Source organism: Sorangium sp. So ce145, from assembly GCF_051525985.1.
GTDB lineage: Bacteria > Myxococcota_A > Polyangia > Polyangiales > Polyangiaceae > Sorangium > Sorangium cellulosum_B.
Genome location: NZ_CP150315.1, coordinates 2,700,447 through 2,717,767 on the forward strand (window position 1 = coordinate 2,700,447; position 17,321 = coordinate 2,717,767).

The following is a 17,321-nucleotide window of genomic DNA, read 5'->3' on the forward strand; positions in this document are numbered from 1 at the left end:
GCTTGAGGGGGCGGGCGCGGCGCCCCTAGGATGGAATGGCGGCCGACCCTGCGGTCGCTCCTCCTCGGAGAGCCGAGCGACATGCCGCGATCCTTCCCGCACCTCCCCGCCGCGCTGCTCTCCGCCATGGCGTGCGGCGCGCTCGCGAAAGCGGCCGCCGGCGAGGGGCAGCCCGAGCGCGCGCGCGTCTGGGTGGCCGACGACGGCACGCGCGTCCGCCGGGAGGACGTCGGCCTGCCGCTCTCGCGCGGCGAAGGGAACGCGCTCTTCCGGCCCGGCGAGCCGATCCGGCTCGGCGCGCTCCGCGCGGAGGTCGTCGCCTTCCAGGTCGTCGTCGAGGCCGGCGCCGAGCCCGTGCGCGGCGTCACGGTCGAGCTCTCCGCGCTCGACCCCGCGGCCGGCCCGGGCGCGCCGGCCAAGGCGCCGCCGGCGCCGCAGCAGCCCGCGCAGGGGCAGGGAGCGGCGCCCGCGGGGACGATCTCGATCCGCCGCTTCGTCGAGCACTACGTCGAGATCACGCGGCGCTCGCGCAACGAGCAGCGCCCCCGGGAGTCGCTCGGGTGGAGCCCTGCGGCGCGGCCGCCCGACGACGCGCACCTCGGGTTCGTCCCCGACGCGCTCATCCCGGTCGAGCTCGCGCCCCCCTGGGCGCCGTACCCGCTCGAGGTCGGCGCCCGCGAGACCCGGGCGGTCTGGATCGATCTCCACGTCCCGGAGGGCGCCCTCCCCGGCGCTTACGAGGGGAGGGTGGTGGTCGGATCCGCGTCGCACGGCGAGCTCGCGTCGCTCGAGCTGAAGCTCGACGTCGCCCCGCCGGCGCTGCCGTACGGCGCGGTCGACTTCATCGCGTTCTACGACGCCGACGAGGTCGCCGCGCGGGTCGGCGACGGGCCCGCCGTGGAGCAGCAGCTCTGGCAGCTGCTCCACGAGCACCACGTCGACGGCTTCGCGTCGGTCCGGAGCCCCGCCGAGGTCGAGCGGCTGCGCGCGGCGATCGACGGCTCGCTCTTCACGGAGGCGCGCGGCTACCGGGGGCCGGGCGCGGGCGTGCCGCCCGGGGCGGTGGCGCTCGGCGCCTATGGCAGCTTCGGTGATCCCGGGGAAGCGACCCTCCGCCGCGTCGAGGCGGTCGCGGATCTCCTCCCGCCGGCGGTGGACGACGTGATGCTCTATGCGATCGACGAGCAGTGCGAGAGCCCCCGCGGGCCCGGCTGGCGCCGGCTGATCCGCGGCTCGCGCCTGTCGTCGCGCGTCCTCGTGGGGCACTCGTGCGGCGAGGTCCCTCCGGTGGAGCAGGACGTCGACCTCGTGCTCACGCCGGCGAACCGCTTCGACTCCACGTGGGCGCGGGCCGCGCGCGAGGCGGGCCAGCGGCTCTGGGTGTACAACGGCGCGCTGCCGAGGACCGGCACGTTCATGATCGACGCGCCGCTCACCGGGCTCATGGCCGACGGCTGGATCGCGGCCTCCCACGAGGTGGACCGCTGGTTCCTGTGGGAGACGGCGTTCTGGCACGACGGCAACCGCGGCGGCAAAGGGCCCATCGACCCGTTCACGGTCGCCGAGAACTTCCACAACCGCGACGGCGACGCGTGCCTCGGCGACGGCATGCTGCTCTATCCCGGGACGCAGCGGGGCGCGTTCTCCTCCCGATCCGTCGGCTTCCCCGGCGTGCTCCCCTCGATGCGCCTGAAGAGCCTTCGCCGCGGGATCCAGGACGCCGGCTACATCGCCCTCGCGAGGTCGGCGTCGCCCGGCGCGGTGGACGCGATCGTCAAGGAGGTGATCCCGGCCGCGCTCGACGAGGCGCTCGACAGCGCGCCCGCCGCGTGGAGCAGCGACGGCGCCCCGTTCTTCAGGGCGCGCTCCGCGCTGCGCGCCCTCATCCCGGCGGACGCCTCGCTCGACGCCGCCGGCGTCCGCCGCGCGCTCGCCGAGGCGGCGGCGGCCCGCCGCGCGCTCGTCCCGCTCCCCCGCGCGGGCGGCGAGGCGGACAGCGCGGGACGGGCCAGCCCGTGGCCGTTCGGCCGATGGAGCACGACGGCGCGGCTCATCGCCGTCGCGGGGCTGGGCGCCGCCGTGCTCGCGCTGGTCATCGGGCTCTACCGCCGGGGGAAGCCGGGGCGGGGGGCCAAGGGGCGCTGACCGGCGTACGCCTCACTCGCCTGCCTGGAATGGCGATCCCGTTGATCAGGCGAGAAATAAACCGCCAAGACACCAAGGACGCCAAGATAAGATTCTCTTCTTGGCGCTCTTGGCGCCTTGACGGTTTGAAACTCAGCGCTTTCCAGACAATTCAGCCCGTTTGTCGCTCCAGCGGCTGAGCCAGTATCCCACGAACCTGCACCCCGCCATGAAGAGGGTTCTATCGCCGGCGGACGGAGCGGCGTTGTGGGCTCGTCGGGCTCACGACGAGCGCATGATGAGCTGCTGAGTCGCCTTGCGCTCGCCCACGACGGCGACCACCGTCTCGGAGGCGAGCCCCGCCGCGCCCTGCGACGTGCGGCGGATCGTGCCGAGCAGTGCGAACCAGCCGAGCTGGCTGCTTGAAAGGGCGCGCTCGCTGATTCCGTCCACGCGGGCCAGCGCCTTGCGCGCCACCCGGAACACGCTGCGATCGATCCCCTCGATCAGGTCGAGCGTGGCGCCGAGCCGCTCCTGCGTCTCGACCCGCACGTCCTCGAGGAAGCCGAACCCCGCGCGCACGACCTCCTCGACGACGCCGAGGCTGCCATCAACCCAGGTGGAGATCAGGCCCTCTTGCGGAACGCTGAGCTTCGCGCGATCGGAACCATTGCTGCCGGCCGCGGCCTGGCCGGAGATGCTCTCGTCCATCTCGAACCCCCTTCCTCAAAATGGCTCGCAGGCATTCGCCTGCTGCGAAGCCACTATCAACAACCGAGTTCTCGGATGGGTTATCACAGGGCAACAAAGGCGTGAACTCTTTCTTTGTCATCTCGTCATCGCGATCGTGCCCTCTGGTGCTCTGGTCGGCTGCGTCCGTTGCATCGTCGCATCTTGCGTTCGTTGCGTCGGTCACGTTCGTTGCGCCGGTCACGTTCGTTGCGTCGGTCACGTTCGTTGCGTCCGTCGCGTCTGTCGCGTCCGTTCCCGGAGCCAGACGTGCCGCGCGGAGTGAGGCCGTGGCGGCGCCCTCCCAGGCGTCCTGCCGAATCCGCTCCGTCTCGGCAAATTCACTGAAAATACGCGATAAACGGCCAGCGCGTCGGAGACGTAAGCTGGCGGCCACCGAAGACCCTTGGTCCTTGGCAGGCGCGCCCCGGCTGGGTACGGTCCCGCGGTGCCCACGAGGCCCACGAAGATCGAGCGATTTCTGAGGGGAGCCACCTTGTCCACGCTGCTTGCCGCCTCCTGCGTCTCCGGCGCACCGCACGGCGAGGCGCCCTCCGCGCCGCCACCCGCTGAGCTCTTGGCCTTCGATCTGCAAGAAGGCCAGATAGACAACCACTTCTTCCGTCGTGGTCATATCGCCGCCCATCTCTTGACGACGTCGGGCGTGTCGCCGCGGCTCATCGTCGCTTTTCCGGCAGGGAACATGGGAATCGCGGTGTGGTTCGATTCTCTGCCCGCGCCGGTCGAGCTCTCGGTGGAGGGGGACGTCGCTGGCGTGGAGCGCGTGGAGCGGCCCGGCGTCATGCGCGGCGTGTCGGCGCTCCTCGCGAGCGAGGCGCCGGTGCTGCGTGTCCATCGGGTGCTCCTGGGGAGTGTCCGTACGATCCGCGACGTGGGGCGCGACGCCGAGGTTCCGGCCTGGCTCCGGAACGACGTCGAGGCGTTCGCCTCGCAGCGGGGAGCGGCGATCGCCGTGCGGCGGACGATGCTGGACGGCGATCATCACCTCGAGCTGCTCATCGAGCCGCAGGACGGCACGACGGCCGCGCTCGGGGACGACGGCGGGATCGAGCTGGCGGCAGGGCCGAGCGGCCTCCGTGTCCGGGTGACGGCGCTCTCGGACGAGGCGCCGCTCACGCCGGTGCCCCTCGAGGAGCTCGTGACCGAGCGCGCCAGCGACGATCCGCGCCACCGCCAGGCGCTCGCCTTCCTCGCGTACCGGGAGAAGCTGCTGGCCGGGTCCTGGCGTTTCCTCACGTACTTCGGCCGGGACACGTTGCTCGCGGTGAGGATGCTCCTGCCCGTCCTCGAACCGGCGGTGATCGAGGCGGGCCTCGGCTCGGTCCTCGATCGGCTGAGCCTGGCCGGTGAGGTCGCGCACGAGGAGGCGATCGGCGAGTACGCCGCGCTCATGCACCTCGATTCGGGCATTCCCGGGGCGCTGCGCGAACCTGTCTACGATTACAAGATGATCGACGACGACTTCCTCCTCGCGCCGGTCGCCGCTGAATATCTCCTCGGCAGCGCGGCCGGCCGGGAACGCGCGGCCGAGTTCCTGTCGCGCCGGACGCCGGGGGGCGACACGTACGCGGAGGCGCTCGCGCGGAACGTGGCGCTCGTGCTCCACCTCGCCGCCCCCTTTGCCGAGACGGGGGATCCGATGAAGTTGATCGGGCTCAAGGCGGGCACGAAGGTGGGCGAGTGGCGTGACAGCCAGGAGGGCCTGGCGGGCGGCCGGATCCCCTACGACGTGAACGCCGCGCTGGTTCCGGCCGCGCTCCGCGCGTCGGCGCGGCTGCTCGCGAGCCCGCTGCTCGGCGCGGACGCGGAGCGCGCCGGCCGGGCGGAGCGGCTCGCGCGCGCGTGGAAGGACGCCGGCGTGTTCTTCCGCGTGGAGCTGCCGGAGGACGAGGCCAGGCGGCGCGTGTCGTCCTATGCGGCGTCGCTGGGCCTGGACGCGGCGCCGGCGCTCGCGTCGCTCTCGGGGACGCTCTCGTTCCCTGCCGTCGCGCTCGACAGCGAGGGGAAGCCGATCCCCATCATGCACTCCGACGACAGCTTCGTCCTCCTGTTCACGGAGCCGCCGCCCGCTGCGCTGGAGGAGATCGCGGGCCGCCTGATCCGCCCTTTCCCGGCCGGCCTGCGGACGCCGGTGGGGATCCTGGTCGCGAACCCCGCGTTCGCGCAGGATCCAGCGATCCAGAGGGATTTCACGTCGGCCCACTACCACGGGACGGTCACGTGGTCGTGGCAGCAGGCGATGCTGGCCGCGGGCCTCGAGCGGCAGCTCGGCCGCGGCGATCTGCCGCCCCGCGCGCGGGGCGCGCTGGAGCGGGCGCGGAGCGCGCTCTGGGAGGTCATCGCGGCGACGCGCGAGGCGAGCACGCGGGAGCTCTGGAGCTGGGCCTTCGAGGGCGGCTGTTACAAGCTGGTCCCCTTCGGCGCGGAGCGATTACACCACGACGAGTCGAACGCGGTGCAGCTCTGGAGCACCGTGTACCTCGCGGTACGCCCCTGAGCCGAGCGGCGGCTCGCGCTCAGGCCTTCGCGCTGGCGATCAAGTCCATCAGCGATCGCCGCTCCCCGCCACGATCGGCCCCTTCAATCGCCCCCAGCTCGACATCCGGCCGGATCCCCGCCCCGTGGATCGGCTCTCCGCCCGGCAGGACCATCCTCGCCGCCGGCGCGAGGACCGGCGCGCGATCCTCCGGATCCGCCGCGACCCTCAGCGCCGTGCCCTTTCCGTACGTGCGCTCCCCCGCCACGACCGCCCTCCCGTGCCACTGGAGGCAGCCGGCGAAGAGCTCCGCCGCCGACGCCGTCCCGCCGTTCACCAGGATCCACAGCGGCACACGGCGCGGATCCCGGTGGCTCGACCGGTACACGATCTCGTCGCCGTCCGCGTCGATCGCCCTCCCGAGGACGCTCCCCGGCTCCAGGAAGTCGCCCGCGAGCTCGAGGAACGCCCTCAGGTCCCCACCGGGGTTGTCGCGCAGATCCAGCACGAGCGTCTCCAGCCCTTCGGCCTCGAGCGCCCTCACCGCCGTGTGGACCCGGGCGGGCACGTCCAGCGAGAAGGTGCGGATCTTCACGTACCCGACCCCCGGCTCGAGCTGGACGCTCTCGACGGGCGACGCGCCGCCGCACGGGTGGAGCGACGCGACGAGCGCGTCCAGATCGGCCAGCATCGGGGCGCCGGCGGGCCGCGCGCCGCCGGCGCTGCCCGCGTTGTACGTGATGAAGACGTTGGTCACGCTCGGCAACACCTGGACGCCGATGAAGCAGTTGTAATTGTTGCCGGACCTCGGAGAGAGCAGCGACGTGGCGGGGGCATAGTTGATGAAGACCCGCACGTTGCCGAACGTGTACTGGCCTGTTCCCATGAAGGTCCAGTGCAGCGTGCCCAGCCAATCGCCCATCGTGAGGATCGCGCGCGCGAGGAGGCTCAGCGCGGGCCCCATCGAGAACCACACGTTGATCGAGAACGGGAACTTCACCGCGTTCAGGTCGAAGTTGGGGAACGGGAACGGGCCGAGCGCAGGCGACAGGCACACGTCGGGGTACCCGGCGCTCATGCCGGTACACTTGTTGTTCGCAGGGAGCATCGCGCCGGCCTCCTATCCCAAGAGGATCTGCTTGCCGTTCACCGTGACCGTCTCCTCGGTCAGGATCGTGGCGTTCTTCGCCTTCGTGAAGGCCGTCTTCTCCACGACCGTGTGCGACTCGCTCGCCTGCACGCTCAGCAGCGCGCTCACCCGCTGGACCATCGAGGTGAACCTCTGGACCACGGCGTCGGCCACCATCCGGATCTTGCCCGCCTCCACCTCGAGCTCCGGCCCCCGGATCGCGACGCCCTTGTCCCCGGACAGCGAGAGCTCTCCGTCCCTCGCGTGCACCGCCACGTCCCCCTGGAGCGACAGCACCGTCCGACCCGCGCCGTGGAGCACGCCGATGGCGTAGTAGCGCTCCTCCCTGCCGATGACGAGCAGCGTGTCGCCCACGGCGGGCTCGTAGGGCAGCGCGAGCGCCATCTCGACGGCGACCGGCTGGCCGCCCGGCAGCTCCACCGCGATCGCGCCCCCCTCCACCGCCGTGACCCGGCCCGGGCCCAGGTACTCCCTCGGGAGCGCCGCGGCGCCCTCCTGGCCCGCGTCGCCGGCCGCCGCGCCCCCGGCCCGCGGGAGGCCGATCCGAAGCACGTCCGCGCCGCGCGAGCCGTGCGCGCCGTACGCGCCGTACGTCCGAAGCGCGTGCTCCTCGCCCGCCGCCGCGTCCACCCGCACGGCCGCCGCGCGATCGCTCTCCTTCATGGCTCCCATCGACATCGCTCCTCCTTCATTGCGAGCGCCGCTCGGGCGGCATCCATGCTTCGGCCTCCAGGCGATCCACGTCCGTGCGCCTCGCCGTGGCGAGGTTGGCATCGAGATAACGTGTCTTCTCGTCGCGGACGTGGTGCAGGTTCGCCCAGTGCAGGTCCGCGCCGGTGAAGTCGGCGCCCGAGATGTCCGCGTGCGAGAGATCGGCGTGGTGCGCCTTGACCCCCACGAACAGCGCATCGGCCGCGCGGACCTCGTGCATCACCGTCTCCCGGATGTCGGCCCCCGCGAGGTTCGCCCCCGAGAGATCGGCCTTCACGAAGATCGCATTGCGGAGCATCGCCTGCGTCAGCCCGGCGCCGGCGAGCACGCCCTCGCCGAAGAAGGCGGCCTTCGCCATCGCGCCCGCCAGCGAGGCCTGCCGCAGGTTCGCCCCCTTGAAGTTCGCGTTCGCCAGGAGGGCGCCGTCGAGCCGGGTCCGCTCCAGGTTGCACGAGGTGAAGTCGCAGTTCGACAGGTTGCACCCCGAGAGGTCCATCCCCGAGAGGTTCCCGAGCGCGAAGAAGCACCGCGAGAGGGTCAGCCCGGAGAGCGACAACCGCGTCAGGTCCACGCCGGAGAAGTCCACGCAGTCGAAGATCGCCTTCTCGAGGGTGATGCCCTCCACGACCGCGGTCCGCAGCGTGGTCTGCGAGACGAGCGCGCGCGTCAGGTTCGCGCCCGTCAGGTCGGCCCCCTCCAGCATGCAGCGCACGAGCCGCGATCCGGACAGGTCGGCGCCCGAGAGATCGGCCTCCTTGAAGACCACCATCTCGAGGTCCTTGCCCGAGAGATCCGCGCCCGGCAGCCGCGCCCGGTACAGCATGCACGACCTCAGCGTCGCGCCCCGGAAGTCCGCGCCGGTGAGGTCGCAGCCCGCGAGCACCGTCTGGTCGAGCGTCGCGCCCCGGAAGCTCGCGCCCCGGAGATCCGTGCCCTGGAGCGACGACAGCGTGAGGTTCGCGTTCTCGAAGCTCACCCCGGCGAAGTCCATCCCCTCCAGCGCCGCGCCCGCGAGGTCCGCCCCGGAGAGGTCGAGCCGGCCGAGGCGCGCGCCGTCGAACACCGTCTTCGTGAGCTTCTTCGGGAGCACGGCCTCCCGGAGATCGGCCTTCAGGAACACCACCGTGTCGAGCTCGGCGCCCGACAGATCGGCCCGCGTCAGGTTCGCCTCGGTGAACGACGAGCCCTCGATCCGCGCCTGCGACAGCGAGGCGCCCGAGAGGTCCGCCCGCGTGAACGACGACTGCGAGACGGTCACCCCGTCGAGCGCCGCGCCCGACAGGTCGGCGAGGTCGAGCCGCGTGCCCTTCAGGGTCGCCCCGGACAGCTCCGCCCCCGCGAGCTTCGACTCGGCCAGGTTCGCCTCCTGGAGCCGCGCGCCGCGCAGGTTCGCCCCGGTCAGCTGCCCGCGGACCAGGCTCGCCCCCGTGAGGTTCGCCCCGGCGAGGTTCGCGCCCGAGAGGTCGCTCTGGGCGACGGCCGCGCCCTCGAGATCGGCGCCCGACAGGTCCGCGCCGCGGAGCGCGCACCAGGCCACCTTGATGCCGCGGAGATCGGCCCCCGAGAGGTCCGCGCCCTCCAGCTGCACCCGCCCGAGCTTCACGCCGCGCAGCCGCGCCTTGCGGAGGTCGGCCCCCCGCAGATCCATGTCGCCGAGCGTCCTGCCCTCGAGCGCCTCGCCCGCCTGGAGCAGCGCCCTCAGCTCGTCCGGGGTCATCGATCTCGCTCCAGCGTCGACTTCTTCAGGTTCGCCCCCCTGAAATCACAGCCGGATCCCGAGGTTTCGTAGAATTTTGCATCGTAGAGGTTCGCGTCGACGAACTTCGCCTCCGGGACCCGCGCCCTGAGCAGGTCCGCCTCGAAGAGGTTCGCCCGCGTGAAGTCGGCGCGCGTGAGGTTTGCCCGGTCGAACCGGGCGCCCCGCGCGTTGGCCCCGAAGAAGCTCGCGCCTTCGGCCGTGGCCTCGCTGAAGAGGGTGCCCGTCAGCACGGCGAGGCTGAGATCCGCGCCGGTGAGGGTCGCGCCCATCCACACGCTCCCGTCGCCCCGCGCGCCCGTGAAGACCGCGCCGGTCAGGTCGGAACCGGAGAAGCTCGATCCGGTCAGGGTCGCGCCCGCGAACGTGGCGGAGGCGCCCTTGACCTTGGACACGAAGCACCGCGTGAGCGACGCCTGCGACAGGTCCGCGCGCTCGAGCACGGTGTCCTCCAGGAAGGCCACGGCCCACGCCGCCCCGCGCGCGACGGCCCCCGTCATGTCCGCCCTCGAGAAGACGAGCTGCGACCCTTGCGTGCCCGAGAGATCGGCCTCCATGAGCCGCGCGCCGTCGAACGTGGCGCCCTCCAGCGTGGCGCCGCGGAAGACGGCGCGCTCTGCCCGGGCGCTCTGCAGGGTGGCGAGGCTCAGGTCCGCGCCCGTGAAATCGGCCTCCCTCACGTCGGCGTCGAACAGCACGGCCTGCTTGAGGATGGCGCGCGTGAGCCTGGCGCCCCGGAGGTTGGCGCCCGTGAGGAGGGCGCCCGTGAGATCCGCGCCGGTCAGGTCGCGGCCGCTCAGGTCCTGCTCGCTCAGGTCCTGGTCGCGGAGGTCGCTCCCGGGCCCGATCTGCCCGGGCGGCCGCGGCGCGTCCATGGAGAGGCCCATCGACGCGAGCTTCGGATCGCCGGCGAGCTTGTCCCACGCCGCGAGCGCCGGGACCTGCGTCCCGCGCGCGGCCGCGAGCGCCTTCGCCTCCTCCACCGCCCGCGCGACGCGCCGGAAGGCCGTCCGGAGCGCCGCGTCCATCAGCACGGGCGACGCGCCGGAGCTCATCGGCGGCAGGGCCTGCGAGGCCTTCGGCAGGTTGCGCAGCGCCTCCGCGATGACGCTGCCGAGGACCTTCCCCCCCGGCAACGCGACGGCCGAGAGCCCCGCCATCGCCCGGCCGATCCTCTCCTGCTGCGGCTTCGCGACGTCGCCGAGCCGCGCCTTGAGCAGCGCCGACAGCGGGTCGAGCCCCGCCGCATCGCCGCCGTCGCGCGGCGCCGCGCCGTCGCCCTTCTTCTGCAGCGCCCCCCACTCCTCCTTGAGCTCCGGCGCGAGCTGCTCCTCGATCTCGAGCGGATCGGCCTCGAAGCGCGCGAGGAGCTCCCGGTAATGCTCCTCGGGCAGCGCCGGGCCGTCGAGCGGCTCGGAGGCGACGAGCGTGGTGACGCGCGAGAGGTCGTCGTCGGTCACCTCCGTGAGGCCGCGCCACGTGAGGAACAGGGCCCCCTCGTCCAGGTTGGCGAGCAGCGTGTCGAGGTGCATCGGCACCTCCCGGAACCCGCGCTCCGCGTCGTTCGCGAAGACGCGGATCCGGAGGCCCGGAAGCCGCGACCGGAAGACCTCCGCGTCGGGGTGGAGGTTCTGGAACAGGAGCTCCTCGTCCCCGCGCAGGTAGGGGAGCCACTGATCGGGCCGGGCCGAGTTGAAGAACGTCCAGTCGAAGTCGTCGGCGAAGTACGGCGCCCGCTTCTCGCGGTACGCCTTGCCGTAGTTCTTCCCGACCCGGGCGCGCCGATCGGGCCGGTTCGGCGACAGGGGCCCGAACCCCGCGGGCGCCGGCCGATCCGAGCGCGACAGCAGCAGATCGTCCGCGCCCTCGACGTTGGGGAGCTCGCGCGTCCCGTGGCCCCTGCCCACCGGGTTGAGCGGGTGCCCCGGCCCTCCGAAGCTGCGCCGATCGCCGAGCGGCATCCTGTCGAACGGCACGGGATCGCTCATGGCGGGCCCGAGAAGGCCATCCATCCACACGCGCTCGCCGACCACGCGCAGGATCTTCGACCAGGACCCGACGCCGAACCGCACCGGACACTCGGTCATGCGCGCCTTGCCCGGCGTGTGGCACGTGCCGATCAGGAGCACGTCGGCGTGGGGCTTGAAGTCCACGAGATCGCTCGGGTACAGGCACTCGCCGGTCTGCTCGTGATCGTCGTCGTGGAACACGTCGCCGCGCAGCGTCTCCTGCGCGAGCGCCGGGTGGCCCTCGGGCACGGAGAGCGGCGCTCCGGGCGTGAGGATGAACTTCGCCCGGACGATCAGGGTCATCTCCGGCTGGGGCGGCCTCCGCGAGGTGACCTTGCTGCCGAAGAGGAACGGGGTGAGGTTCTTGTTCGCCATCCGTGAGGGTCGCCGCGCTTGCGCGTCACGTCATGAGGTGGACTGCCGCGATGTTCGTGTGGACGGGCACGACCTTGCCCCGGTCCAGGGTGACCTTCAGCTTCTCCGGCCCCATCGAGAGCGTGGGCCCGATGCTGGCGTCGAGCGACGCGGCGACGGTGACGGACGCCTCCAGGCCGATCGTGGCGCTCGCCGAGATGCCGCCCGTGAAGCTCACCTCCGCGCCGAGCGTCGCCTCGATCATCCCCCCCAGGACGACCTCGTTGACCATGCCGAGGTTGATCGTCGTCTCGATCCCGTCGACGACGGTCTTGCTGTTGCCCTGCGTGTAGGAGTCCGCGTCGCCGTACTTCTCGTCCTTGGTGTCGGCGTGGGTCTCGGAGATGATCTTGCTCGCCTTCGTCGTATTCTTGATGATGTCGGCCTCGGTGTGGTCATCGATGGTCCCGGTGACCGTGGTCGAGGTCGTGATCGACCCTGCCTTCATGGTCGACTTCGACGGTCCGTCGATGGTCGTCTCGTCGGTCATCGACGTGGCGTGGGTGGTCGACACCATCGTATCCGCCCAGGTCTCGTTGGAGATCGAGGGCACCCGCAGCTTCGCCGAGCCGGTATAGGACGAGATGCTCTTGGCCCACGTCCTGTCGACGATCGTGGGGTTCTCCCCGAGGACGCCTGAAGACGGGAGCCCCCAGGGGTCCGTGATCTCGTCCAGGTTGCGCGGCGGGCTGTCGCTCCCGGTGACGCTCTCCAGCTTGCTGCCGTAATGGAACTCGAAGGCATCGCCGTGGTAGGTGGTGTGCACCTCGCCCTTCACGGTCTTCTCGCGCAGGCGCTTCTCGCCGCGGGGGCCCTGGATGAAGTCGAACTCGCCCGACCCGTGGAAGGTGATGCTCTTCTCGTTGATCTGCCCGTCCTCCGCCTTCCAGCCGCCCTCGAACTCGCGGCGGCCGAGGACGGTCATCTTGTACGTGCCCCCGATGACCTCGATCTTGTCGCCCCGCGTGGTGATGACCCGGTTGCCGTCGGTGTGATCTCGCCAGGTGTACTCGTCGCCCTCGGCCGCGCCGATGCGCAGGTACGACGACATGCCGTCGCCGAAATCAGGCACATGGAGGATACCGTACTTGCCATCGCCGGCCATGGGAGCTCCGTATCCGGTGGCGCGTGGAGCGTTGTGCTCGCGCCCTCAAACGAAGAGGTGGAACGCCGAGACGATCTTGTTGGCGAGCGCGATCTCCGTCTTGCTCATGTGGAGCTCCACGCCCGCCGGGCTGATCTCGAGCCTGGGGCCGGCGGAGACGTCGATGGTCCCGGTCAGGCTGAAATCCGCCTTGAGCCCGACGGTCACGTCGACGATGCCGCCGGCCGTGAAGGTCACCTCCGCGCCGAGCGTCGCCTCGATCATCCCCCCCAGGACGACCTCGTTGACCATGCCGAGGTTGATCGTCGTCTCGATCCCCTCGACGACGGTCTTGCTGTCGCCCTTCGTGTAGGAGTCCGCGTCGCCGTACATATCGTCCTCGGTGTCGGCGTGGGTCTCGGAGATGATCTTGCTCGCCTTCGTGTAGCTCTTGATGATGTCGGCCTCGGTGTGGTCATCCATGGTCCCGTCGACCTTGGTGGAGGACGTGATCGACGCGGCGCGCATGGTGGATTTCGACTCCCCCTTGACGGTCGTCTCGTCGGTCATCGAGGTGGCGTTCGTCTTCGTCACCATCACTTCCGCCCAGGTCTCGTCCGTGATCGACGGCACAGGCAGCTTCGCCGAGCCGGTATAGGACGCGATGCTCGTGGCCCACGTCCTGTCGACGATCGTGGGGTTCTCCGTCGGGATCGCCTGGGGCGAGGGCGGATTCTTGTCATCGATGAAATCGTCGGTGACATTCAGCGTGGGGAACGTGTCCGTGCCGGTCTGACTCTCCTTGATCTTCCCGAAGTAATAGTCGTAGACGTCGCCGTGGTAGAGGGTGCGCACCTCGCCCTTGATGGTCGTCTCGACGACCTTCCACGTGCCGCCGTAGTTCTGCACCCACTCGATCGTGGTGCCGCCGCCGAAGGTCTCGCTGACCTCGGTGACGTGCCCTCCCGACACGTCCCAGCCCGCCTGGTGCTCCCCGCGGCCGAGGATGAGCAGGCGGTAGTTCCCCCCGATCACCTCGACCTTGTCGCCCTTCGTGGTCGAGATGCGGTTGCCGTCGGTGTGATCGCGCCAGCCGCCCTTCGTGTGCAGCTTCGCGGTCTCGGCCTTTCGCTCGCCCACAGGCACGAAATCGGGCGAGCCGTCCCGCTTGCGGTCGTCGTCGGTGAACGTCTGAATCCGCTCGGCGAGATCGTCGCCCGCGCTCTCGCCGAGCGGCGCGGCGGCCCCGAGGCGCAGGTAGGACGGTTCCCCACCATTCAGATCCGGTACTTCGAGGAGCGCGAACTTGCCTCCGGACACTGGAGCCTCCGAGCGTGATGGACGACGCAAGGCGTCGCCGTGTCGCGGACCGCACAATCCTATGTCAGCGGACGCCGCCCGTCCAGAGCGACGGTCACCCGCTTCGGATACGGGCCCACCTCGACGTTTTCGGTGCTCAGCGCACGGGAGTGCGCTTGCGCGCCGAAAACGCCGATCTGGGCCCGTCTCCTGTGCGGGTGACCGCCGCTCTGCGATGCACGTAGCAGAGGTGGGCGGAAATCGCCGTGGAGCGCGCGGCGAGCGGGCCGCGTGGCTCAGGAGGCCTCGGCGGGGCGCTGCGCCACCGACTCGGGGGCTTGGTGCGCGATGGCCCAGACGAACTCCGGCAGCAGCGCGAGGGAATGTGGATCCTGCGTCACGCCGATGAGGCCGCTGATGAACTCCATGGGGTGCTCGCGCCTGCTCCCGTCGATGAAGCGCAGCTGGGCGCTGGTCAGGCCGGGCGGCAGCTCGGAGAGGCCCGGTCCCTGCGGGTTCCCGAGGCCCCCGAGCGCGTCGCTCCGGGCCTCCGCCGTCCGCCATCGCTCGTGCCAGCTCTCGAAATAGGGATTCGGCGCGAAGTAGTCGTTGGGCCACGCGCGCAGGTAGGGAAACAGCACGTGGATCCACCCGGTCAGCTCGTCGGCCGAGCTCTCGTACCTGAAGAACGCACGCCAGAACATCGTGTCGGCGCGCCCCTCCGCCGAGGCGGCGATCTGGTCGAGCACGGGCAGGAGCGCGCGGGTCCACCGATCTTGCCCGACGGAGCCGAGCATCGCCACGCGCTGGCGCACCCAGCGCCAGTCGTCGGACGTGCCGAGCAGGTACACGCGCGGGATCCCGCGCTGCGGGAACACCATGTCGCCCGGGAACGGCGGCTCCCACGCGTAGTGCGGCGCGAGCGGGGTCGCGACCGTGAGCTCCGACGACACCCGCTCGACAGGCCCCGTGGTGGAGAAATTGGAGGTCACGAGGTCCCGCAGCGAGCCGACCCGCGCCGAAACCTGCCTGGAAAAGTCCGGAAACAGAGCTGGCCACGGGTTCACCTCGCCGAGGGTGAAGTCCGGGCGATCGACGACGAGCGAGAACTCGTGATCGTCGGGGAGGAAGCGGCGCCGATGCTCGTCGTTCGCGGCGAGGTGGAACGTGAAGCCGCGCGCCAGGCAGAGCCAGACCACGTCGGGCGAGAGCACGAGGGGATAGCGCTGGGTGAAGGCGGTATAGGCGGCCTGGACGAGCGGGTGGAGGTCCGTGCGTCCCACGAGGGGCAGGCGGTGGCGGTAGGAGGCCTCGATCTTCGAGACGAGCAGGCTCTGCACCGCAGCTTCGCTATCGAATCCCGGCAACGGCGCCGTCGCGGGCTCGACGTCGGCAACGGCGATCGTCGTGACGTTCATGAAACCTCGTCCTCCCCAAGGCTGCGCGGCGCGCTCGTGATCGTTCGCTGTCCTTCGTACACGAGCGTGCGGCGCGCGACAACGGGCCGCGCGCAGGCGCCCACCGCGGCATCGCCGCATGGGGCGGAGCGCGCCCGGGCGCGGCCCATGTCTGCTGCCCGGCGTGAGCGCTGGGGCCCGGCAAGGTGCCTGTTCCGAGGCATCGATTGGTGATGGGTCGTGATCGGTCGTGCTCCGGGCCCGCCGGGAGGCGTGCGCGGTCGTTCTTCCCGACCTCTGAGAAGGCAGGAGTTCGTTCTCCTGTTTTCCTTCCCACGGCGCGCGCAGCCAGGTCGACGGCGCTGTTGCTCGGCGCTGGCGTCGCAGCCGAGCGCGTCATTCGTCGCAGCCGAGCGGTTTGTCGTCGGAACCAAGCGTTTTCTCTGGATCCGGGCTGCTCTTCGCCGTAGCCGAGAGCTTTTCATCTAGATATTGGCTGTTTTTAACCTGATTCGAGAGACGATTCTCTTGATCCAGGCTATTGTTAGCCTGAACCGAGAGTTGAATCTCTGGATGTGGGCTTCGATTAGCCGGAATGGAGAGGATTTTCTCTGGATTCGGGCTGCTGTTCGCCGGAAGCTACACGATGTCGGCGCGCCGTTCACGCCGCGCCGGGCCCTCCGTGCGCGCGCGATGCCGCTGGAGCGTGATTTTTTTGCGGGCGGCAGATGCCCGAGGGCTTCGCCGTGGCGGTGTTGCATGTCCGAGGTGAATGGTGCACGACTAGGCGCTCGTGCAGCCGCGGCGAAACGCCCTGAAGGAGGAGCGCAGCAGATGAACTCACGCCAGGCGAGTCCCCTCGGGGCGAGCGTATCGGCCAGCCCGAAGCTGGCGCTGCGGATCGACTTTCTCAAGAAGGTGTACGGGCTCTTCACGGCGAGCCTTGTCGTCTCCTCCCTGGGCGCCATGTGCGCGCTGTACATCGGGGCGCCGGACGTGGAGGAGGGGACGCTGCGGCGCGAGATGCCGCCGCTGGTCGAGCTCTTCGCGCAGCACCCGATCCTCTCGATCGGCGTCGTGTTCGGCGTGATGTTCGGCGCGCGGGCGGTGCGCAAGATCCCCGGGGTCAACGTCCTCGCGCTCTTCGGGATGGCGGCCGTCCTGGGCGTCACCGCGGCGCCTGCGCTCTACATGGCCCAGGCGGCGGCGGGCCTCGGCGGCACCCTGTCGTCGGCCCCGGTGCGGGACACCTTCATCCTGACGGTCCTCACGTTCGGGAGCCTCACGCTGGGGGTCTTCCTCTCGAGGGAGGACCTGTCGTTCATGGCCAGCGGGCTGGTGATGGGCGCCATGGTCGTCCTCGGCGCGATGCTGCTGAACATCCTGCTCGGGAGCACGCTCCTCGGCCTCGCGATCGCCAGCGTGTCCGTCCTCGTGTTCGGGGGATACGTCCTTTACAACACGTCGCGCCTGCTCCACTCGAGCGAAGAGGACCCGGTCGGCGGGGCGCTCGATCTCTACCTCAACTTCATCAACCTCTTCTCGTCGATCCTGCAGATCCTCTCGGGCCGCCACGTTTGAGCCGGCCGCGTCGCGTTCACGTCGCGGCGCGCGCCCGTCTGCGCCCGACCGCCCTCGGGTCTCTCGCCCGGGGCGGACGGCTGGAGGGCGGCTTGACGCGCCATTTGGGCCGGGTAAGAACGCGCTGACCATGAGCCTGCAGCTCCTCGTCACCGCGCTTGCCCTCTCCCTCTCCTCGCTCTCATCGCTCTCCTTGCTCGCTTGCAACAAGCCCGCCGAGGAGGCGCCGGTGGTGGCGGCCGCCGAGCTCGCCGCGCCGGCGGACGTCAAGCGCGTCGACATCGCGGTGAACGACAGCGGGTTCTCCCCGTCGACGATCGAGCTGAAGAAGGGAGAGCCCGTGGTGCTGCGCTTCACGCGGACGACGAAGAGCGAGTGTCTGAAGGCGATCGCGATTCCCGATCTGAAGATCGAGAAGGACCTGCCGCTGAACACGCAGGTCGAGGTGGCCATCACCCCGCAGAAGGAGGGGAAGATGGTGCTTCAGTGCTGGATGGCGATGGTCAAGGCGACCATCAACGTGGTCGGCTCGTGACGCGGCCGCGCCCGCTGCGAGACGCGCGCGCGCGC

General features: G+C 70.7%; 12 protein-coding genes. 4 read left to right on the forward strand and 8 right to left on the reverse strand.

Features of this window, described 5'->3' with window-relative positions; translation table 11 throughout:
- Window positions 1-81: 81 nt before the first annotated feature.
- A complete protein-coding gene (locus WMF34_RS10350) occupies window positions 82-2,145 on the forward strand; it encodes a hypothetical protein (protein WP_437993175.1) in 2,064 nt (687 codons plus the stop codon).
- A 261-nt stretch (window positions 2,146-2,406) separates the two neighbouring features.
- Here the strand turns inward: WMF34_RS10350 and WMF34_RS10355 are convergent, their stop codons facing one another.
- Window positions 2,407-2,835, reverse strand: a complete 429-nt coding sequence (locus WMF34_RS10355) for a hypothetical protein (RefSeq protein ID WP_012234612.1) — start codon at window positions 2,833-2,835, stop codon at window positions 2,407-2,409.
- A gap of 514 nt (window positions 2,836-3,349) precedes the next feature.
- On the opposite strand from WMF34_RS10355, the gene WMF34_RS10360 reads away from it, so the two are divergent.
- A complete protein-coding gene (locus tag WMF34_RS10360) occupies window positions 3,350-5,371 on the forward strand; it encodes a hypothetical protein (RefSeq protein ID WP_437993176.1) in 2,022 nt (673 codons plus the stop codon).
- 19 nt (window positions 5,372-5,390) lie between these two features.
- Here WMF34_RS10360 and WMF34_RS10365 read toward each other — a convergent pair whose 3' ends face one another.
- The 7 genes from WMF34_RS10365 to WMF34_RS10395 form a co-directional block, all read right to left on the reverse strand.
- On the reverse strand, window positions 5,391-6,458 hold the full coding sequence (locus tag WMF34_RS10365; protein ID WP_437993177.1) for a S41 family peptidase: 1,068 nt from the start codon (window positions 6,456-6,458) through the stop codon (window positions 5,391-5,393).
- 12 nt (window positions 6,459-6,470) lie between these two features.
- Window positions 6,471-7,178 (reverse strand): DUF3540 domain-containing protein, encoded by a 708-nt coding sequence (locus WMF34_RS10370; RefSeq protein ID WP_437993178.1) that lies wholly within the window; start codon window positions 7,176-7,178, stop codon window positions 6,471-6,473.
- 10 nt (window positions 7,179-7,188) lie between these two features.
- Entirely contained in the window at window positions 7,189-8,928 is a 1,740-nt protein-coding gene (locus WMF34_RS10375) for a pentapeptide repeat-containing protein (RefSeq protein ID WP_437993179.1), read from the reverse strand.
- Window positions 8,925-11,351 carry a DUF2169 domain-containing protein gene (locus WMF34_RS10380; protein ID WP_437993180.1) on the reverse strand — a complete coding sequence of 809 codons (2,427 nt, stop codon included), beginning with the start codon at window positions 11,349-11,351 and terminating at the stop codon, window positions 8,925-8,927. Before WMF34_RS10380 ends, WMF34_RS10375 begins: the two co-directional genes overlap by 4 nt.
- Before the next feature lie 25 nt (window positions 11,352-11,376).
- On the reverse strand, window positions 11,377-12,495 hold the full coding sequence (locus WMF34_RS10385) for a hypothetical protein (protein WP_437993181.1): 1,119 nt from the start codon (window positions 12,493-12,495) through the stop codon (window positions 11,377-11,379).
- A 45-nt stretch (window positions 12,496-12,540) separates the two neighbouring features.
- A complete protein-coding gene (locus tag WMF34_RS10390; RefSeq protein ID WP_012234619.1) occupies window positions 12,541-13,794 on the reverse strand; it encodes a hypothetical protein in 1,254 nt (417 codons plus the stop codon).
- Between the two features lie 275 nt (window positions 13,795-14,069).
- Entirely contained in the window at window positions 14,070-15,191 is a 1,122-nt protein-coding gene (locus WMF34_RS10395) for a DUF4419 domain-containing protein (RefSeq protein ID WP_437993182.1), read from the reverse strand.
- 813 nt (window positions 15,192-16,004) lie between these two features.
- On the opposite strand from WMF34_RS10395, the gene WMF34_RS10400 reads away from it, so the two are divergent.
- A complete protein-coding gene (locus WMF34_RS10400; RefSeq protein ID WP_012234621.1) occupies window positions 16,005-16,751 on the forward strand; it encodes a Bax inhibitor-1/YccA family protein in 747 nt (248 codons plus the stop codon).
- Window positions 16,752-16,881: 130 nt separating this feature from the next.
- Window positions 16,882-17,286: a cupredoxin domain-containing protein gene (locus tag WMF34_RS10405; RefSeq protein ID WP_437993183.1), complete on the forward strand. Its 405-nt coding sequence runs from the start codon at window positions 16,882-16,884 to the stop codon at window positions 17,284-17,286.
- Window positions 17,287-17,321 lie beyond the last annotated feature (35 nt).